At 43.7% G+C, this 421-nt stretch carries 1 protein-coding gene; it reads left to right on the top strand.

From position 1 onward, the window contains the following. On the top strand, positions 1 to 421 hold a 421-nt coding region (locus CWB66_RS22540), incomplete at both ends, for a methyl-accepting chemotaxis protein (protein ID WP_252371834.1).

Here is a 421-nt window from a genome sequence, read left to right as displayed (position 1 = left end):
AAAGCTATTATTTCGCGTACAAAACAACTTGCTGCCGCTTCTGCGCAACCCTCAACAATTACCGGTGAATCACGCAAAGCGATTAGTAATCAACAAGCGCAAGTAGAGCAAGCGGCAACCGCAACCACTGAAATGAGCAGTACTTCTCAAACAGTGAGCAACAGTGCTCCACAAGCACTAGGCGAAATCAAAAATGCCGATAAAGAAGCTGAACGCGTTAAAGGTATTTCAAATCAAAATAAAGCAACCATTGCACAACTCGCTTACGAAGTTGATGAAGCATCCAGTGTTATTAATAAACTACACAAAGACAGCGCCTCAATTGGTAGTATTTTAGACGTTATTCGTTGTATCGCTGAGCAAACTAACTTACTTGCACTTAATGCGGCGATTGAGGCAGCACGTGCCGGTGAGTACGGTC

Origin of the sequence: Pseudoalteromonas sp. S558, assembly GCF_005886635.1 — a bacterium.
Taxonomy (GTDB): Bacteria; Pseudomonadota; Gammaproteobacteria; order Enterobacterales; family Alteromonadaceae; genus Pseudoalteromonas; species Pseudoalteromonas aliena.
Note: the sequence above shows the minus strand (reverse complement) of the source record. Positions and strands in the feature narration are given on the sequence as shown.